The organism is Fulvimonas yonginensis, assembly GCF_037137055.1.
GTDB lineage: Bacteria > Pseudomonadota > Gammaproteobacteria > Xanthomonadales > Rhodanobacteraceae > Frateuria_A > Frateuria_A yonginensis.
The window spans coordinates 113402-127117 of record NZ_JBBBNY010000003.1 but is presented as its reverse complement, the minus strand read 5'-3'; the positions used below and the strand labels follow the sequence as shown (position 1 = coordinate 127117).

Genomic DNA, 13716 nt, shown 5'->3' with positions numbered 1-13716 from the left:
GGGGCTATCGCCCGATCATACGGATCGTGCGACCTGTTCGCCGGTGAGGCCGAAGCGGCGCTCGCGGCGGGCGAAGTCCTCGATGGCACGGGCCAGGCAGGCCTGGTCGAAGTCCGGCCACAAGGTATCCGTGAAATACAGCTCGGCGTAGGCGATCTGCCAGAGCAGGAAGTTGCTGACGCGCACCTCGCCGCCGGTGCGGATGAACAGGTCCACCGGGGGCTGGTCGGCCAGGCTCATCCAACCGCCGAGGCGCGCTTCGTCGATGGCGTCCGGTGCGAGCTCGCCGCGCGCGACCGCGGCCGCCGCCTCGCGCGCGGCCTGTGCGATGTCCCAGCGGCCGCCGTAGTTGACCGCCACGTTGAGCGCGAGCTTGCGGTTGCCCGCCGTGCGCGCCATCGCGGTCTCCATGCGCTTGCGCAGTTCCGCATTGAACGCCGCCAGGTCGCCGATGAAGCGCAGCCGCACGCCCTGCTCGTGCAGTTCGTCCACCTCCTTGTCGAGCGCGCGCAGGAACAGTTCCATCAGCGCGCCCACTTCCTCGTCCGGCCGGCGCCAGTTCTCGCTGGAGAAGGCGAACAGGGTGAGCGCCTCCACCCCCTGGCGCAGGCAGCCTTCCACCACCTCGCGCACCGCCTTGCGGCCGGCGCTGTGGCCGAAGCTGCGCGGGCGCAGCCGGGCCTTGGCCCAGCGGCCGTTGCCGTCCATCACGATGGCGATGTGGCGGGGGACGGGGGAGGTGGTCATGGCCGTACGACGCGTTCGCCGGCCTTGGCAGGACGGCACCGGATCCGGGACGCCGGGGGCTCCGGGGAAGCCCCGCTCCCGCGGGGAGGTGGGAAAGCGTGGCGGGCCGGCCCGCCATGCCGGCCCCATCCCTGCGGGGAACAGGGGGCGGAATGCGGGTTGGGCGGAAGGGCGTGCATGGCGGCGCGAGCGGATGGCCGCTCAGATGGCCATCAGCTCCTCTTCCTTGGCCTTGACCACGGCGTCGACCTCCTTCACGAAGCGGTCGGTGAGCTTCTGGATCTCGTCGTCCGCCCGGCGCTCCTCGTCCTCGGTGATCTGCTTGTCCTTGAGCAGGTCCTTGACCTTCTGCATGGCGTCGCGGCGGATGTTGCGGATCGCGATCTTGGCGTTCTCGCCCTCGTGCGCCACGTGCTTGGCCAGCTCCTTGCGGCGCTCCTCGGTGAGCGGCGGCATGTTCAGGCGGATCACGGTGCCGGCGGTGGTCGGGGTGATGCCCACGTCCGAGGCCATGATCGCCTTCTCGATCGGGCCGACCATGCTCTTCTCGAACGGCGTGATCTGGATCGAGCGGGCATCGGAAAGCGAGACCGACGCGACCTGGTTCAATGGCATGTCCGAACCGTAGTACGGCACCTTGATGTGCTCCACCAGCGCGGTGCTGGCGCGTCCGGTGCGCAGGCGGGTCAGGTCGTGCTTGAGCGCGTCGATGCTCTTGCCCATGCGGGTCTGGGCATCGTTCTTGATGTCGTTGAGCATGGGAATCACCCGGCGTTGCGAAGCGGGGAAGTATAGCAGCGCGGGTGGCGGGGCGAGGGATGGGCGGACGCGGATGCGCGAGCTCGCGGCGCGACCCGCCCGCGCGCCCGCGGATGTCGCTCAGTCCGCCCTGACCAGCGTGCCCACCGGCTCGCCACGCATGATCCGCATCAGGTTGCCCGGTACGGTCATGTCGTAGATGCGCAGCGGCATGCCGTGGTCGCGGCAGAGCGCGATGGCGGCGGTGTCCATCACCTGCAGGTTGCGCTGGATCACCTCGTCGTAGGTCAGCGCCTCGTAGCGCACCGCGTCCGCGTGGCGGGTCGGGTCGGCGGTGTACACGCCGTCGACCTTGGTGGCCTTGAGCAGCAGGTCGGCGCCGATTTCGACCGCGCGCAGCGCGGCGGCCGAATCGGTGGTGAAGAAGGGATTGCCGGTGCCGGCCGCGAACAGCGCGATACGGCCCTTCTCGATGTGGCGGATGGCACGCCGGCGGATGAAGTCCTCGGCCACGTCGTGGATCTGGATGGCGCTCATCACGCGGGCGTAGCCGCCGCGCTTCTCGATCGCATCGGCCATCGCCAGCGCGTTCATCACGGTGGCCAGCATGCCCATGTGGTCGCCGGTGACGCGGTCCATGCCGGCTGCGGCCAGGCCCGCGCCGCGGAAGATGTTGCCGCCGCCGATGACCACGCCCACTTCCACACCGGCCCGGCGCACCTCGATGATCTCGTCGGCCAGGCGGCCGATCACCTTCGGGTCGATGCCGTAGTCGGCCTCGCCCATCAGCGCTTCACCGGAGAGCTTGAGCAGGATGCGGCGGTACGTGGGCTGGTCGCTCATGGGTTCTCCGGATTGTATGGGGCAAACCGGCGCATTGTAGCGGCGCGAGGGCGGCCCGTCAGGAACCATGCGCCGCGACGCCGCGGGATCGTTCATGCTCGTGCCACTGCCGGAGGAACGCCATGCATCTCGGTTCGCTCGCCCTGCTCGTACGCGACTACGACGAGGCCATCGCCTACTTCACCACCTGCCTGGGCTTCGCGCTGATCGAGGATCGCCCGCTGGGGCAGGACAAGCGCTGGGTGGTGGTGTCCCCGCCCGGTGCGCGCGAGACGCGCCTGCTCCTGGCCAGGGCGGTCGGTGCGCGCCAGGAGGCGGCGATCGGCAACCAGGCGGGCGGGCGCGTGTTCCTGTTCCTGGAGACCGGGGATTTCCAGGCCAGCTACCGGGCGATGCGGGAGCGGGGCGTGCGCTTCTGCGAGGAGCCGCGACAGGAGCCCTACGGCACCGTCGCGGTCTTCGAGGACCTGTACGGGAACCGCTGGGATCTGCTGCAGCGGCGGGGCACGGCCGGCTAGGCCGGGGCCAGCATGTCGCGTACGCGCTGGGCCAGGGCCGAGGTGGTGAACGGCTTGGTGATCAGCGCCATGCCGGGCGCGAGGAACCCGTCGGGCGAAGCTGCGCCCGCGGCGTAGCCGGTCATCAGCAGGACCTTCAGCTCGGGGCGCGTCTGCCGCGCCGCGTCGGCCAGCTGGCGGCCGTCGAGGCCGGGCAGCCCGATGTCGGTGACCAGCAGTTCCACGGGGTGGCTGGCGAGCAGCCCGATCGCCTGTTCGGCGTCGGACGCCTCGATGGCTGCGTAGCCGAGCTGGTGCAGCACCTGCACCACCACCTCCCGCACCACCGCCTCGTCCTCGACCACCAGCACGGTTTCGCCGTTGCCCGGGTCGGGCCCGACGGGCTGGCCACCCGCCTCGGCGACCGGGACCGTCCCCACGTGGCAGGGCAGGTAGAGCCGCACGCGCGTGCCCGCACCGGGCGCGCTGTCGATCTCGCAATGTCCCTTGGACTGCCGGGCGAAGCCGTACACCATCGACAGGCCCAGTCCCGTGCCCTGTCCGGACGGCTTGGTCGTGAAGAACGGTTCGAACACGTGCTCCACGACGTCGGCGGTCATGCCCACGCCGGTATCGGCGACCTCGACGTGGATGTAGCGGCCCGGCGCCAGGTCCACCGCTTCGGTGGCGCGCACGTCGTCTTCGGCAATGACGGTCTCGCCGGTGCGGATGGTCAGGCGGCCGCCCTGGGGCATGGCGTCGCGGGCGTTGATGCAGAGGTTCAGCAGGGCGCTTTCCAGCTGGTTCGGGTCGCACATCGCAACCAGGCCCTGCGCCTCCGCGAGCAGTTCGATCGCGATCCGCTCGCCCATCGTGCGGCGCAGGAGTTCCTCCATCGAGGCGACCAGCGGGCCGACGTCGACCGGGTGCGGGTCGAGCGGCTGGCGCCGCGAGAAGGCCAGCAGCCGGTGGGTGAGCGCGGCGGCCCGCTTGGCCGATTCCTGCGCGCCGTGCAGCAAGCGGTCGAGGCCGTCCGTGCGGCCCGACTGCACCCGCAGCTCGAGCAGGTCGAGCGAACCGATGATGCCCTGCAGCAGGTTGTTGAAGTCGTGGGCGATGCCGCCGGTGAGCTTGCCGACGGCCTCCATCTTCTGGGCCTGGCGCAGCTGGGTCTCGGTCTGGATCTTCTCGGTCAGGTCGCGCAGGAAGACGTTGTACAGCCGGCCCTGGTCCAGGTGCAGCACGCTCGAACTCATCTCGACGACCAGCTCCCGGCCATCGCGCCGTCTCGACCGGATCTGCCGGACCTGGTCCCGGCTCGGGGTCGAGGCCGTCGTGTGGCCAGGCAGGCCCTGCCTGAACGCGTCGCGCTCGGCCGGCGCGAAGATGAGGTCATCCAGCCGGCGCCCCAGGGCTTCGTCGCGGCGCCAGCCGTACATCGCCTCGGCGCGCGGATTCCACTCCAGGATCACGCCTGTGGCGTCGAGCTGGACGAAGGCATCGAGCGCCGTGTCGATCACGCCGCGCACCCGCCGTTCGCTGTCGGCCAGCGCCCGCTGCGCGTTCTTCTGCGCGGTCACGTCGCGGGTGACCTTGGCGTAGCCGATCAGCTCGCCCTCGTCGTACACCGGATCGAGCAGAACGTTGGCCCAGAAGCGCGTGCCGTCCTTGCGGACGCGCCAGCCCTCGGCCTCGTAGCGGCCCTCGCGCCGGGCGGTCGCCAACGCGCGCTGGGGCAGGCCGGCATAGCGGTCTTCGTGCGTGTAGAAGCAGGCGAAGCTGCGGCCGATGATCTCGCCCGCGCGATAGCCCTTGATGCGTTCCGCGCCCGCGTTCCAGCTCACCACGTGCCCGTCCGGGTCGAGCATGTAGATCGCGTAGTCGGTCACGCTGTCGATCAGCAGTGCGAAGTTCCGCTCGCTGCGGTGCAGGCGCAGGAAGGCGTCCTGCACCTGTCGCGTGCGTTCGCGGGCGTGCTCCTCGAGCGCCTCGTTGAGGTCGCGCAGCGCCTGCTCGGCCTGCTTGCGGTCGGTGATGTCCACCAGCATGTTGACCGCGCCGACCAGAGTTCCCTGCGCGTCGAACAGCGGCGTCGGGAAGGGGGTGAAGATGATGCGGCTGCCGTCGGGCCGCTCCGCCACCGCCTCGGCACCGCGCACGCTGCGTCGCTCGCGCAGCGCCACCGCCATGGGGCACGCCTCGTGTGGCATCGGTCGGCCGTCCAGGTGGAACAGCTTCCAGGTGACGCACCACTTGTCCCCGAGCACCGGGCGCCGCCCGGCGAAGACGGTGGCCGCCTCGTTGAAGAACGTGATCCGGCCGTCCGCGTCGGTGGTGTAGATCGCCACCGGAAGGGCGTTCAGCAGGTCGCGCAGCTGGTCCTCGCGCTCGCGCGCCTCGCGGTCGAGCCGACGCTGCTCGGTGACGTCCACGGTGATGCAGCGCGTGTTGCTGAAGTGCCCGTCGATGAAGCGCGGGCTGGAGCTGATCAGCACTTCGCGGATCGATCCGTCGCGCGCACGCAGGCGCGCCGGGAAGCGATCCAGGCGCTCGCCCGAGTGCAGGCGGGAAAGAATGGCCTGGAGCGCCACGGCGTCCTCGTGGAACGCGGCGATGTGCTGGCCGATGTATTCCTCCGGCGCGTAGCCAAGCAGGTCCAGCTCGGCCTGGTTGGCGCGCAGGATGCTCCCGTCGGCGCCGACCAGGTGCATCGCGACCGACGCGTGGGCGAAGAAGTCCTCCAGATCGGACTGCAGCTCCTAGTCGGGCTGCCGCTGAAGGCTGCACACCACCCGGGCGATGGCGCCGTCGGCGGTCGGCAGCGGGACGATCGCGGCAGCCGCATGCATCGTGGCGCCTTCGGCTCCCACGAGGCTGACGCTCGCGCCATGCAGGGGCTGGCCGCTGGCGAGCACGTGCGAGACCGGTGCGCTCCGGCGGGGGCTGCCGTCGGCCGGCGGCGGAGCGAGCAGGTCGTCCGCGTGCACGCCCGGACAGAGCGCCTCACCCCAGAATGCCCCGGCGGCGGCGTTGGCCGTGACCAGGCGTCCGCTCCCGTCGAACAGCAGAACGGGAAAGGGCAGGGCGTCGAGCAGCAGCGGGTGCATGCCTGCCGGGTCCGGCGGCAGCTCGGCCGTGGCGCTGGGTGCCTGCGCGCGTTCTGCGCTGGACATGGAGACCTCCGGGGGGCGGCGGGGAGTCCGGGCGCATGACTGGCACGTGCACCGGGTGCCGAACCATACCGCCCCGGAGGCCTGCTGACAAAAAAAGGCCGCGAGTGCCTCCCTCGCGGCCTTTTTCGTTCAGCCTTCTTTACGGCGATGCGACGGTCAGGCGAGACCCGCCTGCTTCATGACCTCGGCGTGGAAATCCTCTTCCACCTTCTCGATGCCCTCGCCGACGGCCAGGCGCACCACCGTCTGCACGTCGGCGCCTTCCTTCTTCAGCGCCTCGCCCACGGTCATGTTGGTGTCCAGCACGTAGGCCTGGCCGAGCAGGGTCACTTCCGAGACGATCTTGTTGATCTTGCCGGAGATGATCTTCTCCAGGATCTCGGCCGGCTTGGCCTTGTCCTTGTCGGACATCTGGCTCAGTGCGATTTCCTTCTCCTTGGCGACGAAGTCGGCCGGCACGTCCTCGGCGCGCACCCACTGCGGGTTCATCGCCGCGACGTGCATGGCCACGCCCTTGGCCAGCTCCTCGGAGCCGCCCTTGATCGCCACCAGCACGCCGATGCGGCCGCCGTGGATGTAGCTGCCGATCTTGCCGTCGGTAGTCTCGACGCGCGCCATGCGGCGCACTTCGATCTTCTCGCCGATGGTGGCGACCAGGCCCTTGGCGGCCTCTTCCACGGTGGAGCCGCCCGGGTAGCCGGCGGCGTTCAGTGCGGCCACGTCGGCGGCGCCGGAGGTCAGCGCGACGTCGGCGACGGCATCGCTGAACTTCACGAAGTCAGGGTTCTTGGTGACGAAGTCGGTCTCGCAGTTGACCTCGACCAGCACGGCCTTGCCGTCCTTCTGCGCGGTGACGATGCGGCCTTCGGCGGCCACGCGGCTGGCCTTCTTGTCGGCCTTGGCCAGGCCGGACTTGCGCAGCCATTCCATCGCCACGTCGATGTCGCCGTCGTTCTCGACCAGCGCCTTCTTGCATTCCATCATGCCGGCGCCGGAGCGCTCGCGCAGCTCCTTGACCAATTGTGCGGAGATATTGCTCATCTTGAATCCTCGGATCTTGGTGCGCCGTGGCGGGTGGATCGCCACGGCGGCGTTGAAGGCTTACTCGGCGTCGGCGGACTCGCGACGGCCACGGCCGCCGCGCGGGGCGCCGGCACCCTTGCGGGCCGGGCCGCGGCTGTCGCGCTCGCGGCGTGCCGGAGCGGCCTTGCGCTCGTCCTTGGCGACCGGGTTGCCTTCCTCGTCCAGCTCGACGAACTCGTTGGCGTCGCCGTGGGCGGCGTCCGGGGCGGCAGCCTTGCCTTCCAGGATCGCGTCGGCGGCGGCGCGGGCGTACAGCTGGATCGCGCGGATCGCGTCGTCGTTGCCCGGGATGGCGTAGTCGACCAGCTCCGGGTTGTAGTTGGTGTCAACGACCGCGACCACGGGGATGCCGAGCTTCTTGGCTTCCTGCACCGCGATATCCTCGTGACCGATGTCGATCACGAACAGCGCGTCGGGCAGGCGGTTCATGTTCTTGATGCCGCCGAGCGAGTTCTCCAGCTTCTCGCGCTCGCGACGCAGGGCCAGCACCTCGTGCTTGACCAGCTTGTCGAAGCTGCCGTCGGTCTCGGCCGCTTCCAGTTCCTTCAGGCGCGCCACCGACTGCTTGACGGTGCGGAAGTTGGTCAGCATGCCACCCAGCCAGCGGGCGGTGACGAACGGCATGCCGGCGCGGGCGGCCTCTTCGGCCAGCGGCTCGCGGGCCGAGCGCTTGGTGCCGACGAACAGGATGGTGCCGCGCTTCTGCGCCAGGCCCGACAGGAAGTTCATCGCGTCGGTGAACAGCGGCAGGGTCTTCTCGAGATTGATGATGTGGATCTTGCCGCGCGCGCCGAAGATGTACGGCGCCATCTTCGGGTTCCAGTAGCGGGTCTGATGACCGAAATGCACGCCAGCTTCGAGCATCTGGCGCATGGTGACTTGTGCCATGGTTCGTTCTCTAGATTGTTGGGCCGCAGGCAGCGACCCGGGGGTTGGGACCTCCACGCATCCCCGGCCTCGACCGCGGGGCCTTCGAAAGGCGGACCGCGGCACCCCGAGGGCGGTGCCGATGCGTGTGTGGCGTTGGTTGGGCTTGGTACCGCGGGGCGGTTACAATCCCGTTTCGCTTTGCGGCGTCGGCCCGTGCGAAAGAACGTCGCCGGCCGCAAAACCGTGAAATTGTAGCCGGGACACCGGCTTGGCGGCAAGCGGCCTTGCCCGGTGGCCGGCCGCCCTCCACATAGCGGATTCCATGGCCATCACCCTCAAATCCCCCGAAGACCTCGAAGGCATGCGCGCCGCCGGCAGGCTGGCGGCCGAAGTGCTGGCGATGCTCAAGGAGCACGTCCGGCCCGGCGTCACCACCGACGAGCTCGACCGCATCGCCCACGACCACATCGTCAACGTGCAGAAGGCGGTGCCCGCGAACGTGGGCTACAACGGCTTCCCCAAGACGCTGTGCACCTCGGTCAATCACGTGATCTGCCACGGCATCCCGAGCCCCGGCAAGGTGCTCAAGGACGGCGACATCATCAACATCGACGTCACCGTCATCAAGGACGGCTGGCACGGTGACACCAGCCGCATGTACTTCGTCGGCACGCCGTCGGTGCTGGCCAAGCGGCTGGTCGAGACCGCCTACGAGGCGATGATGCGCGGCATCGCGCAGGTACGCCCCGGCGCCACGCTGGGCGACGTGGGGCATGCCATCCAGAGGCACGCCGAGGCGGCCGGCTTCTCGGTGGTGCGCGAGTACTGCGGCCACGGCATCGGCAAGGTCTACCACGACGAGCCGCAGGTGCTGCACTACGGCAAGCCGGGCACCGGCGTGGAGCTGAAGAAGGGCATGACCTTCACCGTCGAGCCGATGATCAACGCCGGCAAGCCGCACACCAAGCAGTTGCCCGACGGCTGGACGGTGGTCACCAAGGACCATTCGCTGTCCGCCCAGTGGGAGCACACCGTGGCGGTGACCGACGACGGCTTCGAGATCCTCACGCCCTGGCCCGACGCCTGAGGCCGCGCCAGGGGCCGTCTTCGCGGGGCAGGGGCAGGCCACCGCATACCCCAGCGCTGCTTTGGGGAGCGGTCGAGTCCGCCTGGGAGCCCAGGCTTCGCGCCCCGATCAGCCTCCTGGGCACCTTCCTCCGCAAGCGGGGGAGGCATCGCTCTCAGGGGGAGATGCCTCTGTAAGAGGCGCAAGCATGCGAGTGCGCTCTTCGCCTCGGCTCCCAGGCGCTCGCGGGGTAGCCGCTGTAGCTCCTCGTGACGCGACCAAGGCACCGGCAAGGCGCAGCGGCCCGCCGCTCTGCTGCACCGGGTTGCGCCCAGGCCATGTCTCTTGGTCACTTGTCCTTGGGCCAGCAAAGGGAAGTGACCCGAGCGCCGGCAGGTGATCGGAAGCCCGCCGCAGGCGAGCCCGGTCGCGGGAATGCCGCACAGGGGCGATCAATCCAACGCGCGCCCAGCGCAAAAGCCAGCGCTACCGCGAGCACCCGCCCCTCACCCAGCCCTCTCCCCGGCGGGAGAAGGGGCAGGCCGGTCGCGGGAAGGCAGAACATGGGACGGGGATCCGAAGAAGCCACAACGGCCAGTGAGGAACGAGCACGTCAGAGCCACCGGGAGCGGGTACGACGATGCCTCCCCCCGCCGAGGCCCGCTAAGCTTCCCCGGTGACGACCGCCACCCTACCCGCACTCCCGCGTCTGCCCCCCGCGGTACCCCGCTCGGGCGTCTCGGCCGAAGCCCGCCAGGCCCTGCGCCAGTTGCTGGGGGATGTCGACCGCGCGTTGGCAAGGGCCTTCCACGACGGCGCCGATGCCGGCGCGCTGGCGCGGCGGCGTGGCGATGCGGTGGCGCGGGTGGTGGCTCACGTGTGGACCGCCTGCCTGGGCGAGGCTGCCGGCGCCGCGTTGTTCGCGGTGGGCGGCTTCGGCCGCGGGCTGCTGTTTCCATATTCGGACGTCGACCTGCTGGCGCTGGTGCGCGAGGCGGAGCCGGCGCGCCTGCGTGCGCTGGAGCAGTGTTTCGCCACGCTGTGGGACGTCGGCCTGAAGGTCGGCCACGCGGTGCGCGATCCGGCGCAATGCCGCGCGCTCGCGGCACGGGAGGCGAGCGTCTTCACCAGTCTGCTGGATGCGCGGCGCCTCGCCGGCGACGCGACACTGGACGCGGAGCTGCGCGCGATCGTCGCGGATCCGGCGCTGTGGCCCCCGGCGGCCTACCTCGCCGTGCGCCTGGCCGAGCGCGACGCGCGGCACGCCCGCTACGACGACACCGCCTACAACCTCGAGCCGAACATCAAGGAAGGCCCCGGCGGCTTGCGTACGCTCGACGCACTGCGTTGGCTCGGGCTGCGCCTGGCCCACGCCGATGGCTTCGCCGCGATGGTCGGCGAGGGCCTGCTCGATCCCGCCGAACAGGCCACGCTGGAGCGCGCCGAGGCGACCCTGCGCCGCTATCGCTACGCGCTGCACCTGGAGGCCGGGCGCGCCGAGGAACGTCTGTTGTTCGACTACCAGCGCGCGCTGGCCGCGCGGCTGGGCTTCGTCGACGAGCACGCCACCAACCTGGGCGTGGAGCAGTTCATGCAGGGCTATTACCGCGCCGCCAGCCAGATCGAGCGCCTCGGCGTGCAGATCGTGGAGCGCTTCGAGGAGATGCTCGAACCGCCGCAGGCGCCGGTGCCGGTAGGCGAGGATTTCCTGCGCTACGGCACGCGCCTGGCTGCGCGCGATCCGGACCTGTTCGTGCGCCGGCCGGCCGCACTGGTCGAGGCATTCATGGCGCGGCTGGACGAGCCGGGCATCGTCGGCTTCACCGCCGACACCATGCGCCGCATCCACCAGGCGACCGCGCAGCTCGACGGCGCCCTGGCCGACGACCCGGCCGTGCTGGCCGCCTTCCTGCGCCTGCTGCGCCAGGGCGCGCGCGCGGTGGATGCGCTGTGGCGGATGAACCGCCATGGGCTTCTGGCGGCGATCCTGCCCGCGTTCGGCCGCGTGTTCGGGCGCATGCAGTACGACCTGTTCCACGTCTACACCGTGGACGAGCACACCCTGCGCGTGCTGCACAACGTGGCGCGCTTCGCCGATCCGGCCGCGCGGGCGGAGTTCCCGCTGGCGCGCGAGATCTGGCCGACCCTGCCTACGCCCGAGGTGCTGCTGCTGGCGGCACTGTTCCACGACATCGCCAAGGGCCGCGGCGGCGACCACTCGCTGCTGGGCGAGGAGGAAGCCCGCGCGTTCTGCGGCAAGCTCGGCCTGCCGCCCAACGACGTCGAGCGCGTGGCCTGGCTGGTGCGCCACCACCTGCTGATGAGCGTTACCGCGCAGCGCCAGGACATCACCGACCCGGACGTGGTGGCGCGCTTCGCCGCGGTGGTGGAGAACCGCGAGCAGCTCGGCCAGCTCTACCTGCTCACCGTCGCCGACATCATCGGCACCAGCCCCAAGCTCTGGAACGGCTGGAAAGACCGCCTGCTGGCCGACCTCTACAACGCCACCCGCTACGCCCTGCGCAGCGACGTCGAGCTGCCGCGCGACGCCGCCACCCGCGTGCGCGAGTGCCAGGAGTACGCCATGCCGCTGCTGCAGGCGGACGGCTTCGATCCGGCGCGCGTACGGCAGGTCTGGGCGGACTTCCCCCAGGCCGCCTTCCTGCGCCACCGGCCCGAACAGATCGCCTGGCAGACCGCGGCGATCCTGCGCGTGGACGGCGCGCTGCCGCTGATCGCGGTGCATCCGCTGTCGGTGCGCGGCACCACCGAGCTGTTCGTGTACACGCCGGACCGCGACGGCCTGTTCGCCACCGTGACGGCCGTGCTCGACCGGCTGCGCCTGTCGGTGGTCGAGGCACGCGTGCTGGTCTCGCCGCGCGGCATGGCACAGGACACCTTCCTGCTGCTGGACACCGAGCTGCAGCAGCCGGCCTTGCCCGCGCGCGCCGAGGAGCTGCAGCTGCGGCTGCAGCGGGCGCTGGCGCAGGCCGCGCCGGTGCACCCGGCGCGGCGCAGCGCCTCGCGCCAGCTCAAGCACTTCCAGATGACACCGCGGATCGGCTTCCATGCTGCGGGCGGACGCACCCAGCTGGCGCTGGTGTGTACCGACCGGCCCGGCCTGCTGGCCGCGGTGGCGCAGGCGATGGTGGAGGCGCAGGTGCGCGTGCACGACGCACGCATCGCCACCTTCGGCGAACGCGTGGAGGACTTCTTCCAGCTCACCGACCGCCATGACGCGCCGCTGGACGAAGCACAGCAGGCGCGGCTGCGCCAGGCGTTGCTGGCAAGGCTGGGGCAGAGCTGAGCGCGAGCGCTGGGAGCGGTCTTGCCCGCGATGCCCTTTGCCTGGCATTCCGGAAGCGCAGGAGCAAGCTCGCTCCTACCGGGCAGGCGAGGGTGGGTGGCATCGCCCGCATCAGGCGCGTGCGTCCGCTCCCCACAGCGCTTCCATGCTCACCTCGATCCCGAGTGCCGCCAGATCGGCCACCTCGCTGACCGTGTGCGCCTCCACGTCGCCGCGGCGGCGGATCGGCGAGCCGACGCGGAGACCGTCCTGGGTGGTGAGCGAGGCCACCACCGGCTGGTGCCCGGCCGGTCCGCGCTGGATGACCACCGCCAGCGAACCGTTGCGCAGGCGCACGCCGGTGCCTGGCGGATAGACGCCGAGGGTCTTGATGAAGCCGCGGGCGAGCCGCTCGTCCAGCGCCGCGCCCTCGTTGAGGAACAGCCAGCGCAACGCCAGCGTGGGCTGCAGCGGCGGCCGGTAGTCGCGGCCGGACACGCGTGCGCAGTAGACGTCCGCCAGCGCGAGCAGACGCGCCGGGCGGCCGATCTCGTCGCCACGCTTGCCGCCGGGGTAGCCGCTGCCGTCGGCGCGCTCGTGGTGGTCGCGCACGGCATTGAGCCAGGCCGCGCTGGTGATGCCGTGGTCGCGCAGGCGGGCCACGCCGAGCTGGCAATGCGCCCGCACGGCGGCGTGCTGCGCGTCCGAAAGCGGCCCTTCCAGCGCCAGCAGTTCCTCCTGCAGGTCGAACATGGCGATGTTCATGGTCAGCGCGGCGCAGACGGTGGCGGCGAGTTCGCCACCGTCCAGGCCGAGCGCGCTGCCGGTGAGCTGGCAGGCGATCGCCGCGTTCACCGCGTGGCGTACACCGTAGGGACCGTCCGTGCGCAGCAGGATCGTGGCCAGCGCCACGTCCGGGTTGGCATGGCAGGCGTCGCGCACCCGTTCGGCGATGGCAGCCACGGAGCCGGGGAAATCGGCCGGCGCCGGATCGGTGAACAGGGCCTGCAGCCGGTCACGTGCCTCCAGTATCTGCGCCACCGGGGAAGGCGGGGGCGGCTGCGGCGGGCCGCGGCACTCCTCCTCCGTCCCGTAGAACAGCCCGTGTTCCAGCAGCTTCTCCAGTTGCGCCTCGCTGCCGATCACCTGGCCCAGGCGCAGCAGGAGCTTGCCCTTGGCGTCGTAGGCGTTGAACCGCAAGGGCTGGCCGACCATCAGTTCGGTCGGATCGAGCGGGCGCCGCGGCACGGTTCGTTCCTCCCCTGCAATCCTCGGCCTTTCGCGTGGGTCCGCCGCCCGGCGGCGCGAGGCGAAGCCCGTGGTGATCGGCACGCCGGCGGCAAACTTGAGCGCGGGGCGCCGCTCCCTTGTCCGTATACTTGTCGGCCCCTG

The 13716-nt window shown here is 70.7% G+C and carries 11 protein-coding genes; 3 read left to right on the top strand and 8 right to left on the bottom strand.

Features of this window, described 5'->3' with window-relative positions:
- Positions 1–15: 15 nt before the first annotated feature.
- From uppS to pyrH, 3 genes are all read right to left on the bottom strand, one after another.
- Entirely contained in the window at positions 16–747 is a 732-nt protein-coding gene (uppS, locus tag WAT24_RS06370; RefSeq protein WP_336806995.1) for a polyprenyl diphosphate synthase, read from the bottom strand.
- Between the two features lie 201 nt (positions 748–948).
- Positions 949–1506: a ribosome recycling factor gene (frr, locus tag WAT24_RS06365; RefSeq protein WP_336806994.1), complete on the bottom strand. Its 558-nt coding sequence runs from the start codon at positions 1504–1506 to the stop codon at positions 949–951.
- A gap of 120 nt (positions 1507–1626) precedes the next feature.
- Positions 1627–2349 carry a UMP kinase gene (gene pyrH / locus WAT24_RS06360; protein ID WP_336806993.1) on the bottom strand — a complete coding sequence of 241 codons (723 nt, stop codon included), beginning with the start codon at positions 2347–2349 and terminating at the stop codon, positions 1627–1629.
- A 122-nt stretch (positions 2350–2471) separates the two neighbouring features.
- Here pyrH and WAT24_RS06355 point away from each other — a divergent pair, with 122 nt between their 5' ends.
- The gene (locus tag WAT24_RS06355) at positions 2472–2867 is read left to right on the top strand and encodes a VOC family protein (RefSeq protein ID WP_336806992.1); all 396 of its coding nucleotides are present in this window, start codon (positions 2472–2474) and stop codon (positions 2865–2867) included.
- Here the strand turns inward: WAT24_RS06355 and WAT24_RS06350 are convergent.
- The 4 genes from WAT24_RS06350 to rpsB form a co-directional block, all read right to left on the bottom strand.
- On the bottom strand, positions 2864–5590 hold the full coding sequence (locus WAT24_RS06350) for a PAS domain S-box protein (RefSeq protein WP_336807234.1): 2727 nt from the start codon (positions 5588–5590) through the stop codon (positions 2864–2866). The two genes, WAT24_RS06355 and WAT24_RS06350, sit on opposite strands and share 4 nt — an antisense overlap.
- A gap of 15 nt (positions 5591–5605) precedes the next feature.
- Complete coding sequence (locus tag WAT24_RS06345; protein WP_336806991.1) at positions 5606–6019, bottom strand: PAS domain-containing protein; 414 nt, start codon at positions 6017–6019, stop codon at positions 5606–5608.
- Between the two features lie 156 nt (positions 6020–6175).
- Positions 6176–7060 (bottom strand): translation elongation factor Ts, encoded by an 885-nt coding sequence (gene tsf / locus WAT24_RS06340; RefSeq protein ID WP_336806990.1) that lies wholly within the window; start codon positions 7058–7060, stop codon positions 6176–6178.
- 60 nt (positions 7061–7120) lie between these two features.
- Positions 7121–7990, bottom strand: coding sequence for a 30S ribosomal protein S2 (gene rpsB, locus WAT24_RS06335; RefSeq protein ID WP_336806989.1), 870 nt, complete (start codon positions 7988–7990; stop codon positions 7121–7123).
- 304 nt (positions 7991–8294) lie between these two features.
- Here rpsB and map point away from each other — a divergent pair, with 304 nt between their 5' ends.
- Both map and glnD read left to right on the top strand, forming a co-directional pair.
- Positions 8295–9059, top strand: coding sequence for a type I methionyl aminopeptidase (gene map / locus WAT24_RS06330; protein WP_336806988.1), 765 nt, complete (start codon positions 8295–8297; stop codon positions 9057–9059).
- A 655-nt stretch (positions 9060–9714) separates the two neighbouring features.
- On the top strand, positions 9715–12345 hold the full coding sequence (glnD, locus tag WAT24_RS06325; RefSeq protein WP_336806987.1) for a [protein-PII] uridylyltransferase: 2631 nt from the start codon (positions 9715–9717) through the stop codon (positions 12343–12345).
- Between the two features lie 111 nt (positions 12346–12456).
- Here the strand turns inward: glnD and WAT24_RS06320 are convergent, their stop codons facing one another.
- On the bottom strand, positions 12457–13572 hold the full coding sequence (locus WAT24_RS06320) for an HD-GYP domain-containing protein (RefSeq protein ID WP_336806986.1): 1116 nt from the start codon (positions 13570–13572) through the stop codon (positions 12457–12459).
- Between the last annotated feature and the right edge of the window lie 144 nt (positions 13573–13716).